Here is a 17,683-nt window from a genome sequence, read left to right on the forward strand (position 1 = left end):
GCTTTCTTCTCATTCCCTCTTTCCTCCTCCCCGTTGATTATTACTCATTTTTGTTTCCCCATCCTGTCTTTTTCCTCAACATCCATCCGTTAAATCCCGTACAGGGATCGTTGCCGAACTTCCCTCGAACCTCCAACCTCCAACCTCTTCCTTCTTCCCTCCAACCTCAGCATCCATCCGTTACATTTGTTAAAACCCGTACAGGGATCGTTGCCGAACTTCCTTCTTACCTCTTTTTTAATTAAGGATAAAACTCACAGTAATAAACAAGATAAAAAGATATAATTTTAAATAAACCAAGTCCAGCTAGGTCAGATGCAAAGCCAGTTAGGAAAAGCCAAGCGCGATCGCTCCCGCCGCCAATTGTTAGAACTCAGCCCGCTCGGGCTGGCATTGTGCCGGACGGACGGGACTTTTCTCGACGTAAATCAAGCTTTTGCAAGTATTATCGGCCGCACAGTTGCAGAAACTCTCCACCTCAACTACTGGGAAATTCAGCAAACACAGTGCGCGCCCCCAGAAAAATATCTAGAATGTCAAGCAAAAAATAGCCACACGCACCTGTGCGAAGCAGCATACAAACATAAAAACAAGCATCTCGTACCGGTGCGAGTTTCCGAGCGCGCAATTGAAACAGAGGGAGAGTGCGCGATTTGGCTGAGTGCTGAAGAAATTTTTAATACTCGGGATCAAAATAGCGAGCCGCTGGAATCAGCGCCGCCCCACTGCAATTCACATCTAGAAAAATTGCTCGCAAAGCAGACTGCCGAACTGGCAAAAACGAAGGAACTACTCCAAGAAAAAATCGCCGAACTGGAACAGACTCAAGAAAAATTGCGTCTCCAAAGTCAAATTATCGACAAAATTCACGAGTCGGTGATTTCTACAGATATCGACGGCTCGATCCGCATTTGGAATCAAGCCTCCGAAAAGTTATACGGCTATCAAGAAACTGAGGCGATCGGACAGCACATTTCTCTAATTTACCCGCCAGAACAGCACGAATTTTTGTTAGAGCAAGTCATCAAACCGCTACAAAAAAAAGGCGAGCATGAAATAGAAGTTATCACGCGCCGTAAATCTGGAGAAAAATTTTATTCGCACCTGATGCTTTCGCTATTGAAAGACAACACGGGAGAAGTTGTCGGGATGATTGGTTATTTAACCGATCTCAGCGCTCGCAAAGCTTTAGAAGAAGAATTAGCACAGAGACAAGCACTATTTGATGGCTTTTTTAAGGAGGCGCCGGCGGGACTTTGCATTTTGGACTCCCAACTGCGGTACGTGCAAATTAATCAATTTCTAGCAGAAATAAATTGCCTGAGTCCAGCAGAGCACATCGGCAAGACTGTACGCGAAATATTGCCGAACATCGCTCCAATGGTAGAGCCGTTGTACGAACAAATTTTGAGGACGAAACAACCCCTAATTAACATCGAGATGAGTGGTGACAATCCAAGACAGCCGGGGTTTGTCCGACACCTGACCGGCTCTTATTTTCCCCTGCTCGACAAAGATGGCGAGGCGATCGGCATCGGTGCAGTCGTAGTTGACACTAGCGATCGCAAACTTGCAGAAGCTGCACTGCAAAAAAGCGAACAGCTTTACCGCACGATGGCAAGCAACTTTCCTAACGGCGCGGTGATGTTGTTCGATCGAGAACTGCGCTACACGCTGGTAGAAGGTACAGAATTAGCAGCCGTGGGGCTTTCCAAAGAATTGATGGAAGGCAAGACAATCAGGGAAGTATTCGAGCCAGATGTTTGCGCCGGTCTGGAGCCAACTTATCGGGCGGCACTGGCAGGAGAAACAGTTGTTGCAGAATTTTTTTACAGCGATCGCGTCTACCTCGGTTATGCTTTGCCAGTCAGAAACGAACGGCAAGAAATCATCGGCGGATTGCTAATGACTCAAGACATTACGGCTCGCCAATTAGCAGAAGAAGCGCTCAAGGAAAGCGAGGAAAAATACAGGTGCATTGTCGAGACAGCCGACGAAGGAATTTGGATCGTAGATGTGGAGGGTAAAACTACTTTTGTCAACCAAAAAATGGCCGATATGCTCGGCTGCACCCCAGAGGAAATGATCGGGGAGTCGCTATTTGCTTTCATGGATGCAGAAGGCATGGCGATCGCACAAATCAATCTCGACCGCCGCCGTCAAGGAATTAACGAACAGCACGATTTTAAGTTCCGTCGCCGAGACGGCAGCGACTTGTGGGCGATAGTTTCTACTAAATCTTTGGCAGACAAACAGGGACGCTATGTGGGCGCTTTGGCAATGGTTGCCGACATTACCGATCGCAAGCAAACAGAAGCCGCATTGCAGCAGTCGGAAGCCAAATTTCGATTGCTCTACGAATTAACCAGTTTGCCCGTTTTAATGTTATGCGACAACGCCATCACCGATGCCAACACAGCCACCCTAAAACTATTTGGCTGCACCGCCCCCCAACAGTTGTACGGCCAACACCCAGGCAAACTGTCGCCTCCTTTTCAACCCAGCGGCAGAGATTCTTTGAGCTTGGCTGACGAAATGATGGCGATCGCCTTTGAGCGGGGAAACCACCGTTTTGATTGGGTTCACCAGCGCTTAGACGGTACTGATTTTCCCGCAGAAGTCGTTCTGACAATCATCGAGGTTGGAAATAAAAAAATTCTCCAAGCAGTCCTCCAAGATTTAACCGATAGCCAACTTGCAGAAGAAACTTTAGTGCGATCGGAACAAGCGCTCATACAGCAAGCTCAGCGAGAACTACTGCTCAATCAAATTGCCAATCAAATCCGCACTTCTTTGGATTTAGACACTATTTTAGAAACCGCCGTTCAAGAAATTCGCAATCTGATGCACCTAGATTTGTGCATCTTCACTTGGTACCGTCCCAACTGCAATCCTCCGGTTTGGGACGTAACTTGCGAAGCGAAGAATGCAGATTTGCCGAGTAGTCTCGGCACTTATCCTATAGATGACAAATCTCGTCTCACAGTGCGACAGATTTTGCGGCGAGAAATTCTGCGAATTGATGATGTCAGCACTTTTGAAGATGTAGAATTGCGCGAAGTTTTGCAGGCTTCAAAATTTCACTCAGTGCTGTCGCTGCCAATTCATACTGCTTCCGGCGATATTGGCGTGATTACCTGCTATCAGGCTATGTCCGTGCGAAATTGGAGCGACTCCGAAGTCGAACTGATGCAAGCGGTGATCGCTCAAATTGGGATCGCGATCGACCACGCCGAACTGTACACCCAAACCCGCACAGCGGCCCGATTAGCTCAAGCTCAAACTCAACAGCTAGAACAAACTTTGCACGAACTCCAACGCACCCAAACTCAATTAATTCAAAGTGAAAAAATGTCGAGTTTGGGACAGTTAGTAGCAGGTGTCGCCCACGAAATTAACAACCCGGTTAATTTTATCTACGGCAATATCAGCTACACCAGCGAATACACTCAAAAACTGCTAAAAATGCTGCAACTTTACCAGCAGGAATATCAGCAGCCTAGCGCCAGAATTGTAGATGCAAGAGAAGATTTTGAAATTGATTATCTTGTTGAAGATTTACCGAAAATTTTAGCATCTATGAAAGTCGGAGCCGATCGCATCCGCGACATAGTTTTGAGCCTGCGGACTTTCTCAAGACTTGACGAAGCCGAAATGAAAAAAGTTGACATTCACGAAGGCATTGACAGCACGCTGCTGATTTTACAAAACCGCCTGAAAAATAAACCAGATCGCCCGACAATTAATCTGATTAAAGAATACGGTAACTTGCCTTTAGTTGAATGTTATCCCGGTCAGTTAAATCAAGTATTTATGAATTTGTTGAGCAATGCGCTAGACGCCTTGGAAATGGAGATGAATACATCCGATCGCACGGACAAAAATCTCGCAATTACGATTCGCACCGAAGTTACCGACAATAACTGCATTGGGATACGGATAGCTGACAGCGGCCCCGGGATGAGCGAAGATGTCAAAAAGCGCTTGTTTGACCCGTTTTTCACTACTAAACCCATTGGCAAAGGAACTGGCTTAGGATTGGCAATTTCGCACTCTATTGTAGTAGAAAAACACGGCGGCAAGTTTTCCTGCAATGCTGTATTAGGAGAAGGTTCGGAATTTATCATCGAGATTCCTCGGCGGCAGAAAAAAAAATAAACTTAGCGTGGAATTTTGAGTAATTATAGCTTTTTTATATCTCGACATTTTACGTAAACCCGATCGCACCTTTGCGTCTCCACACCAGTTGTCGGTAGATATCCGCTATTTTCGTACAGTTTAACAGCTTCTTTGAGAATGCTAGCAGTTTCTATCCAGATTTCATCAAATCCGCGAGCGATAATTTTACTTTCCAATTCTTTCAGTAAAAACTTCCCCAAACCCTGTCCCCTTGCTGCTGGCAAAATATACATTTTGCGAATTTCCACAGCATTCTTCCCGCGCTCGATCGGATAGTAAGCGGCTGTACCCACTATTCGATCCTGCCGTTCAACTACCCAAAATTCGCCGCCTTTATTCTGATAATGCAGTTCTACATCATAGACATCTCGATCTGCCCCGTGAGGTTCGCATTTTAAACCGTACTCTGCTAAAACATCCCGAATTAAATGGAATGCCTCAGCGCGATCGCGCGTTTCCCAGGAACGAATTAAAAAATCCAGATGTTGGGTTTTCATTGGTGGTTGAAATGTATATTTATTTTTTGACTTTAGCAACTGTAAAATTACTGATTTTTTCTGTTTTACAGTCTTTAAATGCACCTAGCTTTTAACTGTGAATTCTCGGTTCAGGATAAAGAGTTGCCAGCAACTCGCTCTCTACCAATGATAATTCCTCCAGCCTCTCAATCACAAGAGCGCGATCGAAATAAGTTGTTGCCAAAATCCAATATACACCGTAATGGCGCGCTTCCGAAGCCATCAAACTGCGGTAAAATTTAGCTAATTCCGCGTCGGGACAGCGATCGCCCAGCAACCCCAACCGTTCGTGACTGCGCGCTTCTATCAAACCAGAAACCAACAAAGAATCCAAAAGTCTCTCCGGTTCCTGCTTGCGAATTTGGCCGGACAAACCAGCACCGTAGGGAGGTGCAGCCAAAGGGCCCAAAGCGATGCTGCGCTGTTCTAACCGCTGGTTGACTTGCTCGAAATGCTCTAATTCTTCGCGGGCGATCGCCGTTAGCATCCTCACCAATTTTTCCCGGGCTGGGTAGCGAAACATTAAATTTAACGCTACTCCTGCCGCTTTCCGCTCGCAGTGAGAATGGTCTAATAAGATTGTATCTAAATGGGCGATCGCCTGTTCCACCCAAGCTTCCGAAGTCGGCTGTTTCAAAAACTTAATAGTTGGCAGTGTTGAAGTCATACCATTTTAGATTTTAGATTTTAGATGAGGAATGATATCGTTGACAAGAGCATCGGAATAATATATTTGGATAATATAGCGTGCGAGCGTCTCGCTCGCGGCCTAGATCGCGAGCGAGACGCTCGCACTACATAATTCCGATGCTACCGGATTTGATATGATATCGTTGACAAGAGCATCGGAACTATAGGCAACCGAGGACACGGCAATGCCGTTTCCCTACCCCAAAATAATCCATCTTCCTTGATGAAAAATGTAACCATCGCCAGATTAATTGTAGGGAAACGGCATTGCCGTGTCCGGCGCGGGGACTAGGACACGGCAATGCCGTGTCCCTACTTTTCAAAATTGATTTTACACAATTTATGAAACACCGCATACATATCACCAGCAAACTTTTTCGGATTCCACAGCGGCGACAAATTGGCTGCATCTTTAGATTTCACCAACTGTGCTTGAATTGCGTTTTTCAATTCACGCTCTTTACCCAATTTTACACCCAATTCCACATATTCCGACCAAGACCAAGCCACACCAGTTTCAATTCCCAAAGCCTGCAAAAACGAATAACCCATTCTTGACAAAAACTGCTCTCCTGTGCGAGTCACCACCGGCAAATTAAACCACAAAGCCTCTAAAGTGTGAGTGCCTCCATTGTAAGGGTAAGAATCTAACAAAACATCGGCCAGCAAATAGATAATTCTGTGTTCTTCCTCAGTAGCAAACCTCGGTAAAAACTTAATTCGGTGCCGGCCGACTCCTTCAGCTTCGCAAGCTTGGTGATATGCAGCCTCAAACACCGCAGCATCGCCTAAAGCTTTGTGAATTAAGATACTGTTCGGCACTTGTTTTAGAATCGCAATTTGTGCTTTTACCAACTCGCGATTAAATTTTCTGCCGGGAGCGACGCACAGGTAAACTATTTGATCCAAACCGATGCGATTCGACTTTCTCAATGCAACCGGCTCGACTCCATATCTCTGAAAACCTGACACCGCTACAAAGGAATCCGGCATCCTAATTAGCTGTTCGTCATAAGATTTTTCTCGCCCGGCTGGGTGCGAGTGCCAGTCTGTAAGAAAGTAATTTTCAGGCGATATGTAAGGGGCATCAAATCCGAGCCAAGAAACACAAACTGGTGCGGGTTTTTGGTATAAAATGTCAGCGTGAACTGGTACGCTGAGAGAATCTAAATCGACTAAAACGTCCAATTCATCTTGCTGAATTTGGTCGATAATTTCTGCGGAATTGGCAAGTCCGTTAGGGTAAGTTTTCGGAAAAGTCAGTTTGCCCAAACTTTCAAATTTCTGAGTGCGATCGTCAGAAACAATTCTTTCGGAAGCGTACAAATACAAATTGGGCGTGATGTCGGACAATTCGCGAATGATGTCAGCGCTGCACCAACCTACAGAATGTCGGCTGAAGTGATTGGACAAAAAGCCGATTTTTAACTTGCTGGATGGGGCATTTGGTTTGAAACTGTAATTTGCGGGTTGAGAAAAATTAGGTTTGATACATTGGTCGATATACTTTTGGGCAATTAATCTGTAAAGTTTTGAGTTTGCCGCCAAGTCATCTCGCAAATAAGGCGTGCTGAATAAGAAGTTTGCATAAAGCGATTTAATTTCTACCGAACTAGCGGTTTCTAAGTTTTGCTGCAAGTACGACTCTAGCTCTAAAAATCGATCGCCCGCAATTTGATTCAATCCCGACACTTGATAGGTGCTGACGAAGTAAATCGCGGTCATAATTGGATCGGTTTCGGCACACATTTGGCTGTATTTGTGAACGGCTTGCCGCGCGGCCGCTAAATCGCTAGTATCTCTGAGGATGCCGCACAAATGTTGGTGGGCCGAAATAAAATCGGGTTTAATTTCTAGGGCTTTTTGAAGGTTGGGTATTGCGTCTTTAAATTTGCCCTGGTGGCGCAAAACTATGCCAATTTGACAGTATGCTTCGGCTAAATCGGGTTTGAATGCGATCGCCTGCTGCCATGCAGCCACCGCCTCATCTAACTTCCCCTGCCGCGCTAATTTATCTCCTAAATTTAAGTGAAAATCTACCTCAGCCAGATGGGGATTGAGTTCGAGAGCTTTTTGCTCGTATGCTACCGCTGCATCCGGCTGCCCCTGCTGCTTCAGTGCCCCTGCCAAATTCCAGTAAGCAGCAGCCAAATTTGGTTTGAGTTCGATCGCCTTTTCGTAATTGACAATCGCCTCCACCAAATGCCCTTGTTTGTAGAGCATACTGCCCAAATTAGCATAGGCCTCAGCAAAGTCGGGATTCAGGGCGATCGCCTCAGAATAAAACCGCATCGCTTCCTCAATGTAGCCGCTTGCTTGCTGCACATTTCCCATTGTCACGTAAGCCGCCGCCCAATCCGGTTGCAATTCCAGAGCTCGGCGACAAGCAGCGACGGCTGCTGCTAAATTGCCTTGAGAGTAATAGGTTTCTGCAACAACTGTCAGCGATGCAGCATCTTCAAATTTGGGTGTTTCGGATTGGTTGCGAAAATCGGAATTCATTTGGCGGCCTATCTGTGCTATCAAGTTAAAGGTTGAATCTATATTATTTTGCAGAGTAGCAGTTTTAGCGGAACTACGGGCGATCGTCACAGAGAATTTATGAGCGACAAGCAAGCGACACAGCGCCAACATAACATCAAGTGGAAACCAAACCTCCTGCTGGGGATACTCTTGTTAACCTTAGCAATCCCCTTGCCCTTTGCCCAAAAGACTCTCGCACAGCAGCAGACAGCCAGCTTTCGGCAGCGAGTATTCCAAACAGCTCTTTATTTCACCCTATATTTTGAGGGCGGATTCAGCAATCACCCCGCAGATAAGGGCGGCAGAACTTATAGGGGGGTGCTGCAAACGGAATACAACGCCTACCGCTACAGTCGCGGGCTTCCGCCCCTCGACGTGACGCAGATGTCGGAAGCAGAGCTCCTAGAAATTTATCAACATTACTGGGATTCGAGCCTCTCGGGCACGATGCAGCCAGCTTTGGCGATCGTCATGTTTGACACCGCCGTTAATTTCGGTATTAATAACTCTATTACCTTTCTCCAGCAAGCGTTAGGATTGCCGCAAACCGGCATTTTTGACCCGCGCACCAAGGAAGCATTGAAAGCCGCTAACAACAAAAATACGGCGCTGCAAATGATTAACGAACGGATTATTTACCGCTACAAACGGGTGCAAGAAGATCCGAGTCAGATGGCTTTTTTCCGGGGTTGGCTGAGCCGAGATTACAGTTTGTGGGGCTACGTGAACAAGATTAAAAATTAACTGTTAATGGCTAACAGTTAACAGTAGACCTCTTGCCAAAAAAATCTCTGTTAGAATTAAAGGTTTTGAATTTTAGACCTGAGAGCTAACTCATAATTGTAAAGTGCTGACAACAAATTACAACGGAGACCATAACGGCGGCGACGATTTCGATAACGATTTGACAAAATGCCAGAAAACTTTTAGACTCCTATTAATATGTTTAATCACTATTCGATCCTGGGCTAAAGCTCGATTGTAGTCTTTTTATCAAAGAGAAAAATTCCCATTTTTAGGTTTATTTTTAGGAGTCGAGCTATTAAAGTGATCGTCTTGTATCCCTTGATAGCCACTATCTTGTAAACTATCGGTTGAGGGATGGAAATGAACATTGCTTTTTTTAAACAAGCTGAAATCGTGGTAAGGCCCCGGTTCAAAATTTAGGCAAATAATCTGTTTACTTTCTTGATTAATGACCACTTGCATTTTTAGGCTGTGCTGTTTTTTATTTGCTGAAAAGTATTTTTTCTGTTTTTTGTTGGGCGTTCGATAGCTGTTTCTGTGACATCCATTACCACAACTTTGCTGATGCCCAAAACCTTTGAACAATGCTTTTTTCCCAGGAATACCAAACTTTCCCGTTTTCATTAAAGTTGATTCAATGTTAGTTACAATTCGGCAAATCGTTGAAGAGAATACTCCCCAATTTGTCCCCATATGAAAATAGGTTCGATATTCTCGCCAATATTCCCAAGCCACTCTTAACTTGTTCTTCAAGAGTTAAGGCGCTGCGGCGTCCTCGTTGATCTTGAGGATTTTCATTCCCGGAATTGCTCTCAAGTGTTAACCATTTCTTTAAACGTTTGAATCTGGACACCAAATCTCCGTTTAAATTGCTCCGGTTTCAAATTTTGATAAAATCGCTTGTTCATGATTGATTTATTGTGTAACTACAAAACACCTTTTTAGCATTTAATGCTGTTTTTAGCATCATGTCCTGAAAATCAGCTAAACCTGCAATTTCCTACACTTAAGCCAAACCATTTATTATAGCATATTTTTTTTTCAAGAAGTATAGTGATGCACAGAAAGCTTTTAAATTGAACAGGGTTGAAAGAAGCTAAAAAAGACTAACTCGTTGAAATTCTGTAAGAATATAAGCCAAAAACTTAGGATTCCGACCGAGAAACTTTAAGCGAAACTACCCTGCTGGGGGTAAGTTCCGTTTTAACCATTTAGTTCAAGAAACTACCCACATCTTCTCTCTTTTAAACAGCCTATAAACTGAAGCTGACACTCAATTTTAATTCAGGAATAAACCTTCAGTTCGCTAGCCGAAAAGAACTCTGAATCGGGGTTTTCTTTTTTGGCACTATTTTATTCTACATTTTGAAGTGCCGAGTGTGGGATAAAACCTCTTCATATATTCGGACACCCAGGCATATTATCTCAAAGCAGCAACCGTGCCAGACTGGGTAAAGCTTCACCATAGGTGGGATGGATGTGAACCGATCGCTCTAACAACTGCCAAGTTGCTCCCGCTTCCATCAGGGATAAAAATACATGAACCAGTTCAGCAGTTTCGTATCCTACTAGGGTTGCTCCCAGGATTTTGTCTGTGTCGCTGTCGATTACCGTGCGATAAAACCCCAGGTCATGCCCCCACTCGATCGCACGCGCAATTTGGCTCATGGGTAACGTGACAGCACGCGCGTTGATGCCTTGTTTGTGAGCCTGTTCTAACGTCATCCCCACTCGCCCCACCTGGGGTTCTGTGTATACCGCATAGCCAAGAACGCGATCGCCTCGCGTCCGGTTTTCTCCACACAAAATAGCTTTTAAACGGCGATAGTCCTCCCATGAAACATGAGTAAAGGCAGGCTGTTTGGCAGCATCCCCGATCGCGTAGACACCAGCACAGGTTGTATGAAACTGATCGTCAATTTTGACAAAGCCTTTATCATCTAACTCAATTCCGCTAGCGGCGGCATTTAATGCACCTGTATTGGGTTTCCGTCCGATCGCAACTAGCAACGCTTCTCCCTGAAGTTGCCCGCCACTACTTAGCGTTAGACTAAACACATTATTCTCATAGGCAACCTGATTTACATTCACCCCAAAATGGAGCTGAATTCCATCCTGCTTAAAGGCTTCTGCTAAGACCTCGCTGACATCAGCCTCTTCTCGATCTAAAAGGCGTGAGCCTCGCACAATTAAGTGAGTCTGACTGCCCAAACGCGCCAATCCTTGCCCTAATTCCAAGCCAATATAGCCCCCTCCGATCGCCAATAAACGGGCGGGTTTAGTGCTCAAGTCAAAGAAATTGCGGTTAGTCAGATAAGGAGTTCCTGCAAGTCCGGGAATGTCAGGAATCAGCGATGACGTACCCGTGTTAATAATTACTAGAGGAGCCTGAACGGTGACATCCCCACCTTTGACCGTCCGTTCACCCACAAAAGAAGCTTCAGCACAAATCACTTTGACACCCGGAGTTTCCAAACGGTTGCGAATCCCCTGATTAAAGTCGCTGCGGATTCCCCGAACTCGCTCCATAACAGCGGGAAAATCCACTTCAACCTCCGCGTGGATGCCTAATTTCTTCGCTTGGCGTGCCCTACCTGCTGCATGAGCCGCTGCTAAAAACGCTTTGGACGGAGTGCAGCCATAGTTAATGCAACTACCGCCTAAAGCATCCCGCTCAAACAAGACAATTTTGCGCCCCTCATTGGCAAAATCAGTCGCCAGTGGAATGCCGCCTTGACCGCTCCCTATGACAATGACATCTGCTGTTTCCATTAGCGCTAAACTCCTTGGGGATAGTTTACTTTCATAACACTCTCACACTCGAAGTTCAAAACTCTCTGCTCGTTGAGGTAGAGTTTGGATTGAGTTATCACATCCTCATTCGGCATTGCTCAAAAGTAATGATTTTCTTGCGTAGAAATTTGCTTTTGAAATAGCTAAATCATTACCTTTTCAGCAATGCTTGCATGGAATGGTGCCGACTGCGGTTAGGATGCTTTAGCGAAAGCGCTGTACTTCGTATAGAGAAAAATGCAACGCTGTCAAAGCTAGTGAAGACCACCCGTGATATACAGCGTTTCGCCAGTAATCCATCCTGAATCGGCGGACGCGAGGAAAACAACGGCAGGTGCAATGTCCTGCGGTTGTCCGATGCGACCAAGCGGGGTTTGCGCTTCAGTCTGTTTGCGATCTTCGCTCTCAGCAATTCCCTCTGAAAAAAGGCGTTCGATCTCTGCCTTTTTGGCAATATGTGCCTGTACCGCGATCGCCTTACCGCCCGCACTGGTAATTTCATCAACCACGCGATCGGCCCCTTCTTTGCTTGATGAATAGTTAACGACAACTGCTGCACCTTCGGCTGCTAGATGTTTAGCAATAGAAGCGCCAATCCCTTTAGACGCACCTGTGACGACTGCGATTTTTCCTTCTAGTTTTTTCATGGTTATAAGTGTTGCGATTCTTGAGTTTGAACAAGCTGTCCGAAACAATTGCGAACCTAAAAAAATGCACCCGTTCGGATCTTTAACACTGAGGTGAGGTCTCACATCCGCGCATCCGCGTCAGGACTTGAGGAATTCCAGCAGGTCGGCGTTGAGTTGGTCTTTACTCGTGTCGCCCAGGCTGTGCGTTCCGCCTGGATATATCTTCAAAGTCGAATTCTTGACCAGCTTCGCAGACAGCAGGGCAGAAGCGCCAATCGGCACGATCTGATCGTCATCGCCATGAACAATCAGCGTCGGCACGTCGAACTTCTTCAAATCCTCGGTGAAATCTGTTTCCGAAAACGCCTTAATGCAGTCAAATGCGTTCTTGTGACCGGCCATCATCCCCTGCATCCACCACGACTGGATCAGACCTTGGGAGACTTTGGCACCGGGTCGATTGAAGCCGAAAAACGGGCCGCTAGCCACATCGAGGAAGAACTGCGATCGGTCAGCCAAAAACGCCGCCCGAAAGCCGTCAAAGACCTCAATGGGCAGCCCGCCCGGATTCGCCTCCGTCTTGACCATGATCGGCGGCACTGCGCCCATTAGCACTGCTTTGGCAACCCGCGATGTTCCGTGCCTCCCGATAAACCGCGCCACTTCGCCACCGCCGGTAGAATGTCCGATCGTCACCGCATCCTTTAGATCCAGCGCCTCAAAGAGCTCTGCCAGATCGTCAGCGTAGGTGTCCATTTCATTGCCGTGCCAGGGTTGGCTCGATCGCCCGTGACCCCGACGATCGTGGGCGATGCAGCGATAGCCGTGCGAGCCAAGAAAAAACATCTGCGATTCCCAAGCATCCGCACTCAGCGGCCAGCCGTGACTGAAGACAACGGGTTGCCCTGTACCCCAGTCTTTGTAATAGATTTGGGTGCCATCCTTGGTAGTGATTGTGCTCATCTTTTTACCTCCTGGTTCTATGGATAGGGGTTGTATCATCCCAAAAGGATAAAGGATCTGGTCAAAAACTGTATGAAATGTGGATAACATCTATGGCGATCGCCCTCTTCAGATTTGTGCTACACCCCCCATCAACAAACATTTCAATGTCAGTGATATAGCTGCCGTCATCTTTCTTACTGAATTGTGGTGTAGATAGCGATCGATATCTATGAGATTGGAGACATCACCTCGATCTCCTGAACTTGCAATTTTGTGGCTTTATATCTGTGCCATGCCTCCATCGACAAAGAGTTCGATGCCGTTCACAAAGCTGCTGTCATCGGATGCGAGGAAAACGACTGCTTTAGCAATTTCATCCGGTGTACCCACTCGTCCCAGCGGGATTGTGTTGACCTGTGTTGCCACAAAATCCTGCACTTGTTCCTCGCTCAGCCCCAAGAGATTGTATCCGGGAGTAGGCACAACACCAGGACTGATGGCATTGACGCGAATCTTGCGCTCTTTGAGGTCAAGTGTCCAGTTGCGGGCAAACGATCGCACGGCGGCTTTGGTGGCACTGTAAACGCTAAACGCTGGAGTACCCTTGATGGAAGTGGTCGAGGCATTCAGAATAATGGAAGCACCTTCTGGCAACAGCGGCAGAGCCTTCTGCACGGTGAACAGCAGGCCTTTAACGTTGGTATTGAAGGTTTTGTCAAAGTGTTCCTCAGTGATCGATCCGAGCGGGGCGAGTTCTCCACCGCCAGCGTTGGCGAAGATTACATCCAGGCGACCTTGCTCTTGCTCGATTGTGGCAAAAAGGCGATCTAGGTCTGCCAGATTCGAGGTATCGCTCTGAACGCCCGTGACGTTGTTGCCTATTGCTGCCACGGCGGCATCCAATTCAGCCTGACGGCGACCTGTAATGAAGACATAGGCACCTTCGGCAACGAATCGCTTGGCAGTGGCAAGACCGATGCCGCTGGTGCCACCGGTCACAAGAGCGACTTTTCCTGAGAGTTTTTGTGACATTAATGATGTTTTTTTTGAATAAAGTTTAGTGATTGCAAGTCTGATGACAGATGACACCTCGTTTAGGCTGTAAATCCGCCATCAATCTTGAGGCTTGCGCCAGTCACAAAGGCGGCTTCAGGACTGGCAAGATAAGAAACCATGCTAGCAACCTCGTTATCCCGTCCGTAGCGACCGAGGGCAATGATCTTTTTGAGCCCCTCGGCAAAGTCTCCGTCTGCGGGATTCATATCGGTATCAATTGGACCAGGTTGGATGTTGTTAACGGTGATACCGCGAGGTCCAAGATCGCGGGCAAGACCGCGTGTAAAGCTGGCGATCGCCCCCTTGGTTAAGGCATAGACCGATAGCCCTGCAAAGGGGGTGGAATCACTATTAATGCTGCCAATCATGATGATCCGTCCACCCTCACCCATATGGCGAATCGCCTCCTGAGTTGCTACGAAAACGCCTCTGACATTCACCGCAACAAGTCGGTCAAATTCATCCATCGAGAACTGATCGATCTCCGCTAAAGTTGCAACCCCCGCGTTGTTGACGAGGATGTCAAGGTGGCCCAAGCTATTTACGGTTTCGGCAACGGAATGTTTCACCGCTTCCACATCCGCACTGTCAGCGCGGATTGCCAAAGCTTTTCCCCCTGCCGCCTCAATGTCGCGCACCACCTCCTCAGCTTTTTGGGGCGAACTGGTGTAGGTGAGAGCAACTGCTGCCCCATCGCGGGCAAGACGTTTGGCGATCGCTGCCCCTAAACCGCGTGAGCCACCCGTAACCAATGCAACTTTGCCTGCGAGTGTTTTTGTCATGATTTGCTCCGGTAGGCTTGTAATTGCCGATATCGGTGATTTACTTACCGATTGGTACAAAAAATATACCCTGGTTCAATCTGGGTGTCAAGGAAGTTTTATACTGAACGGTATGGAAACGAAAAAGCCTCATAGAGTGCAGGGACGACCTCGCGCTTTTAATATAGACGAAGCCTTAGAACAAGCTTTGCAAATATTCTGGCGCAAGGGCTATCTAGGAACATCCCTGACGGATCTAACCGAAGCGATGGGCATTAACCGTCCCAGTCTATATGCGACCTTTGGCAACAAGGAAACCTTGTTCCGCAAGGCGCTCGATCGTTATCGCGAGCGGCAAACTGCCTACTTACGTGAAGCACTCTCCGAGCCAACTGCCCGGAGAGTTATCGAGCGGATGATGTTTGATGTTGTTGATTTGGTGACTAATCCGTGCAACCCATCAGGATGTCTCTACGCACAGAGTATGCTTTCCTCTGTCGATCCAGACAATCCACTCCATCAAGAGTTGGCAGAGCGCCGCATATCAGGCGAGGCTGCTATCGGCGATCGCTTCGAGCGTGCTGTCTCAGAAGGTGACTTGCCCTCTGATGCTGACCCCGCAGCCCTCGCTCGCTTTGTCGTTACGGTCAACTTTGGAATGTCGGTGCAAGCAGCAAGTGGAGCCAGTCGCGCGGAACTCCTACAGGTTGTTCAGACGGCTTTGCGCGCCTGTTCAATATAAGAAGGGGGATTGAGGCGAAAGAGCTCGGCACAGAGATAGGGCGCGAGATCGCGAGTGTCGGCTCAGATGCACTGTTTCCCCTGACAGCACAGGACTTACCCACGAAGTAACATCAACGAGTAACGATTAGGGCAGCTAGACCGATCGCGACAACATCCTCAACAAGGGCAGCAGGAATTGCACCAATCCGCTCAATGGCGGCTATCCGCACCGTCCGACCACCATACGCACCGACCAGTGCACCTACAACACCCAGAAGCGCTCCAACGAATGCAACACTGCTGTTTGCTCCAGTGATGAACCATCCCACAATGCCACCACTAAGAATCCGAGCAATCAACGCAGGGGGACTGGTGCGGGAGGGAATTTGCGGCAGCATATCGGCAATTAGCTCAGCCACTGCCAGGACAGCCAGAACGATCCCTATAATGCCGCCACGCGCCAGAAATAAAGCAGCAGGGGCTGTTAACGATCGCAGTCCCGCCACTAACCCAAGGCCAAATGCAAAAATCAATGTCATGAACATAAATAACCCTCTTGGTAGGTTTGGATGCCATCTTGAGTTAAAACGCAACTTATCAAGTTGTGGGTGATATTTTTTATAAAAAACTGAAGGATTGCCCGTGCGACTAGCGCAAAGCATAACTGTGAAGCAATTGTCCATCGCTTCATAGGTGAATATTTTACGCTGTTCTCTACTCTTAATGCCCAACTATGGATTCCAACTGGAAAAAATCCAGGGGCACAATCGCCCTGCTTCAAGACGGGTTCGAGGCGCGATCTTAAGTAACCGGACACAATTAATTACATCAAGCCTTTTGAAGAGGCAAGGTTTTTAGGCGGTATTTTGGGTAATTAATTGTGTCCTACTACTTAAGTAACCGGACACAATTAATTACATCAAGCCTTTTGAAGAGGCAAGGTTTTTAGGCGGTATTTTGGGTAATTAATTGTGTCCTACTACTTATCGCCTCAAGGGTGGCAACGATTTCAAACCGCAAAACAGCAGGCAGAGTCAGAAGAGAGTTGGGGAAAGCACTTTACCCAAGAGGATTTGAGCGATCGCACTCGACTCTCCCTTAACACCCTCACCCGGATTTTCAAACGGAAGGGGTCGATCGGCAGTTAAGTTCCGACTTAAGTGAAGAATTGTAGTTAGCATATCCCGATAATCCGCAATTTCTTGTTCAGAGCGATCGCGCGGCTTTGTTTTTTCGGCTACTAACTTCTTAATCCATTCCAGTAGCACTGTAATACCTTCAATGCGCTGAGAAGATTCGATAAGTAGGTAGGTGGGAAAAATTATCTTTATGTGACGAAACATTAAGTAGCGTGATTAGAGTGAAATTTAACACGTTGTGTACGGTAGTTTCCTCTTTCTCCTCTAACTTCTACTCCCTCAATTACGGCGTAGGCGAGTTCTAATTCATCGTCAAACAAATGTCGCAGCTAATTCATTTTTTTTAATGTGTGGCCACTCTAATTCAATTGGGTTCATTTCGGAACAATACTTGGGCAAGAAAAAGATATATAAACCCTGATTTTCCCACTTTGACCATAACTGTTGAAGTTGCCTTAACCGGTGTATGGGGCCGTTGTCTTGTACGATGACTCTCGATCCTCCAATCTGAGCAGCTTGTTGGGCTTCTTGCTCCATCATTTTGATATAAGCTTTTCGACGAGCGACGCCCCCAATTACCAAACCGTAAACAAAGCTTATTTCCTGTTGAATAAGCCCTACAATACTTAATCTACGACCACGCCTTTTCGTTTGTTCTAGCCGTTTTTGCTCGCGAAAGTTGGTAATAAGTATAAACAGGTTCACTCCCAGCACAAAACCCTGATTTATCTAAATATTTTCAGTCGATTTATCCCGCCGCTATTTCTAACATATCTAGGTCTGCTTGCTTGATTTCTCGTACTACTACTGCTTCTTGTTTTCCTTTATGACTCTTCCTTGCTCGTTTCCAAATAAACCCTTTTTTTTAGTATCCGTCTTAATCGGTCGGGACTTAGTTTAAGAGTAAGGATTCAGGTCAAAAAAACTTCGGTGACAAAAGCTGGTAAAATAAACCAATGAAAAAGCCCCCAGCAACCAGA

14 protein-coding genes and 1 pseudogene are annotated in these 17,683 nt (G+C 46.7%); 3 read left to right on the forward strand and 12 right to left on the reverse strand.

Translation table 11 applies throughout. From position 1 onward, the window contains the following. Positions 1 to 315 precede the first annotated feature (315 nt). Complete coding sequence (locus QUA56_RS12190) at positions 316 to 4,158, forward strand: PAS domain S-box protein (RefSeq protein ID WP_333357667.1); 3,843 nt, start codon at positions 316 to 318, stop codon at positions 4,156 to 4,158. A gap of 23 nt (positions 4,159 to 4,181) precedes the next feature. On the opposite strand, the gene QUA56_RS12195 is transcribed toward QUA56_RS12190, so the two are convergent. The 3 genes from QUA56_RS12195 to QUA56_RS12205 all read right to left on the reverse strand — a co-directional run bounded on the left by QUA56_RS12195 (position 4,182) and on the right by QUA56_RS12205 (position 7,889). After that, positions 4,182 to 4,676, reverse strand: coding sequence for a GNAT family N-acetyltransferase (locus tag QUA56_RS12195; protein WP_333357670.1), 495 nt, complete (start codon positions 4,674 to 4,676; stop codon positions 4,182 to 4,184). Positions 4,677 to 4,767: 91 nt separating this feature from the next. Continuing rightward, positions 4,768 to 5,364: a tRNA isopentenyl-2-thiomethyl-A-37 hydroxylase MiaE gene (locus QUA56_RS12200; protein WP_333357673.1), complete on the reverse strand. Its 597-nt coding sequence runs from the start codon at positions 5,362 to 5,364 to the stop codon at positions 4,768 to 4,770. A gap of 335 nt (positions 5,365 to 5,699) precedes the next feature. Next, positions 5,700 to 7,889: a tetratricopeptide repeat protein gene (locus QUA56_RS12205; RefSeq protein WP_333357676.1), complete on the reverse strand. Its 2,190-nt coding sequence runs from the start codon at positions 7,887 to 7,889 to the stop codon at positions 5,700 to 5,702. A gap of 99 nt (positions 7,890 to 7,988) precedes the next feature. Between QUA56_RS12205 and QUA56_RS12210 the strand changes: the two genes are divergently transcribed. Continuing rightward, on the forward strand, positions 7,989 to 8,654 hold the full coding sequence (locus tag QUA56_RS12210) for a glycosyl hydrolase 108 family protein (protein ID WP_333357703.1): 666 nt from the start codon (positions 7,989 to 7,991) through the stop codon (positions 8,652 to 8,654). 56 nt (positions 8,655 to 8,710) lie between these two features. Here the strand turns inward: QUA56_RS12210 and QUA56_RS12215 are convergent. From QUA56_RS12215 to QUA56_RS12240, 6 genes and pseudogenes are all read right to left on the reverse strand, one after another. Next, a pseudogene (locus tag QUA56_RS12215) lies at positions 8,711 to 9,565 on the reverse strand (IS5 family transposase). Positions 9,566 to 10,082: 517 nt separating this feature from the next. Continuing rightward, entirely contained in the window at positions 10,083 to 11,429 is a 1,347-nt protein-coding gene (locus tag QUA56_RS12220; protein WP_333357679.1) for an FAD-dependent oxidoreductase, read from the reverse strand. 275 nt (positions 11,430 to 11,704) lie between these two features. Beyond that, positions 11,705 to 12,097 (reverse strand): SDR family oxidoreductase, encoded by a 393-nt coding sequence (locus QUA56_RS12225; protein WP_333357682.1) that lies wholly within the window; start codon positions 12,095 to 12,097, stop codon positions 11,705 to 11,707. 120 nt (positions 12,098 to 12,217) lie between these two features. Beyond that, on the reverse strand, positions 12,218 to 13,042 hold the full coding sequence (locus tag QUA56_RS12230; RefSeq protein ID WP_333357684.1) for an alpha/beta hydrolase: 825 nt from the start codon (positions 13,040 to 13,042) through the stop codon (positions 12,218 to 12,220). 261 nt (positions 13,043 to 13,303) lie between these two features. Further along, on the reverse strand, positions 13,304 to 14,056 hold the full coding sequence (locus QUA56_RS12235) for an SDR family oxidoreductase (RefSeq protein ID WP_333357687.1): 753 nt from the start codon (positions 14,054 to 14,056) through the stop codon (positions 13,304 to 13,306). 62 nt (positions 14,057 to 14,118) lie between these two features. After that, positions 14,119 to 14,862, reverse strand: coding sequence for a 3-oxoacyl-ACP reductase family protein (locus QUA56_RS12240; protein ID WP_333357690.1), 744 nt, complete (start codon positions 14,860 to 14,862; stop codon positions 14,119 to 14,121). 112 nt (positions 14,863 to 14,974) lie between these two features. On the opposite strand from QUA56_RS12240, the gene QUA56_RS12245 reads away from it, so the two are divergent. Next, positions 14,975 to 15,583, forward strand: coding sequence for a TetR/AcrR family transcriptional regulator (locus QUA56_RS12245; protein ID WP_333357693.1), 609 nt, complete (start codon positions 14,975 to 14,977; stop codon positions 15,581 to 15,583). A 112-nt stretch (positions 15,584 to 15,695) separates the two neighbouring features. On the opposite strand, the gene QUA56_RS12250 is transcribed toward QUA56_RS12245, so the two are convergent. From QUA56_RS12250 to QUA56_RS12260, 3 genes are all read right to left on the reverse strand, one after another. Then, a complete protein-coding gene (locus QUA56_RS12250; RefSeq protein ID WP_333357695.1) occupies positions 15,696 to 16,109 on the reverse strand; it encodes a hypothetical protein in 414 nt (137 codons plus the stop codon). Between the two features lie 489 nt (positions 16,110 to 16,598). After that, on the reverse strand, positions 16,599 to 16,907 hold the full coding sequence (locus QUA56_RS12255; RefSeq protein ID WP_333357698.1) for a hypothetical protein: 309 nt from the start codon (positions 16,905 to 16,907) through the stop codon (positions 16,599 to 16,601). 108 nt (positions 16,908 to 17,015) lie between these two features. Further along, positions 17,016 to 17,417, reverse strand: a complete 402-nt coding sequence (locus QUA56_RS12260; protein WP_333357700.1) for a transposase — start codon at positions 17,415 to 17,417, stop codon at positions 17,016 to 17,018. Between the last annotated feature and the right edge of the window lie 266 nt (positions 17,418 to 17,683).

Source organism: Microcoleus sp. N3A4, assembly GCF_036701805.1.
Lineage (GTDB): Bacteria > Cyanobacteriota > Cyanobacteriia > Cyanobacteriales > Microcoleaceae > Microcoleus.

Excerpts from the sequence above, each read along its gene's own strand:
- QUA56_RS12240 (WP_333357690.1), bottom strand. The coding sequence starts at position 14,862 with ATGACAAAAACACTCGCAGGCAAAGTTGCATTGGTTACGGGTGGCTCA.
- QUA56_RS12235 (WP_333357687.1), bottom strand. The coding sequence starts at position 14,056 with ATGTCACAAAAACTCTCAGGAAAAGTCGCTCTTGTGACCGGTGGCACC.
- QUA56_RS12230 (WP_333357684.1), bottom strand. The coding sequence starts at position 13,042 with ATGAGCACAATCACTACCAAGGATGGCACCCAAATCTATTACAAAGAC.
- QUA56_RS12250 (WP_333357695.1), bottom strand. The coding sequence starts at position 16,109 with ATGTTCATGACATTGATTTTTGCATTTGGCCTTGGGTTAGTGGCGGGA.
- QUA56_RS12245 (WP_333357693.1), top strand. The coding sequence starts at position 14,975 with ATGGAAACGAAAAAGCCTCATAGAGTGCAGGGACGACCTCGCGCTTTT.
- QUA56_RS12205 (WP_333357676.1), bottom strand. The coding sequence starts at position 7,889 with ATGAATTCCGATTTTCGCAACCAATCCGAAACACCCAAATTTGAAGAT.
- QUA56_RS12220 (WP_333357679.1), bottom strand. The coding sequence starts at position 11,429 with ATGGAAACAGCAGATGTCATTGTCATAGGGAGCGGTCAAGGCGGCATT.
- QUA56_RS12210 (WP_333357703.1), top strand. The coding sequence starts at position 7,989 with ATGAGCGACAAGCAAGCGACACAGCGCCAACATAACATCAAGTGGAAA.
- QUA56_RS12200 (WP_333357673.1), bottom strand. The coding sequence starts at position 5,364 with ATGACTTCAACACTGCCAACTATTAAGTTTTTGAAACAGCCGACTTCG.
- QUA56_RS12225 (WP_333357682.1), bottom strand. The coding sequence starts at position 12,097 with ATGAAAAAACTAGAAGGAAAAATCGCAGTCGTCACAGGTGCGTCTAAA.
- QUA56_RS12255 (WP_333357698.1), bottom strand. The coding sequence starts at position 16,907 with ATGTTTCGTCACATAAAGATAATTTTTCCCACCTACCTACTTATCGAA.
- QUA56_RS12195 (WP_333357670.1), bottom strand. The coding sequence starts at position 4,676 with ATGAAAACCCAACATCTGGATTTTTTAATTCGTTCCTGGGAAACGCGC.
- QUA56_RS12190 (WP_333357667.1), top strand. The coding sequence starts at position 316 with ATGCAAAGCCAGTTAGGAAAAGCCAAGCGCGATCGCTCCCGCCGCCAA.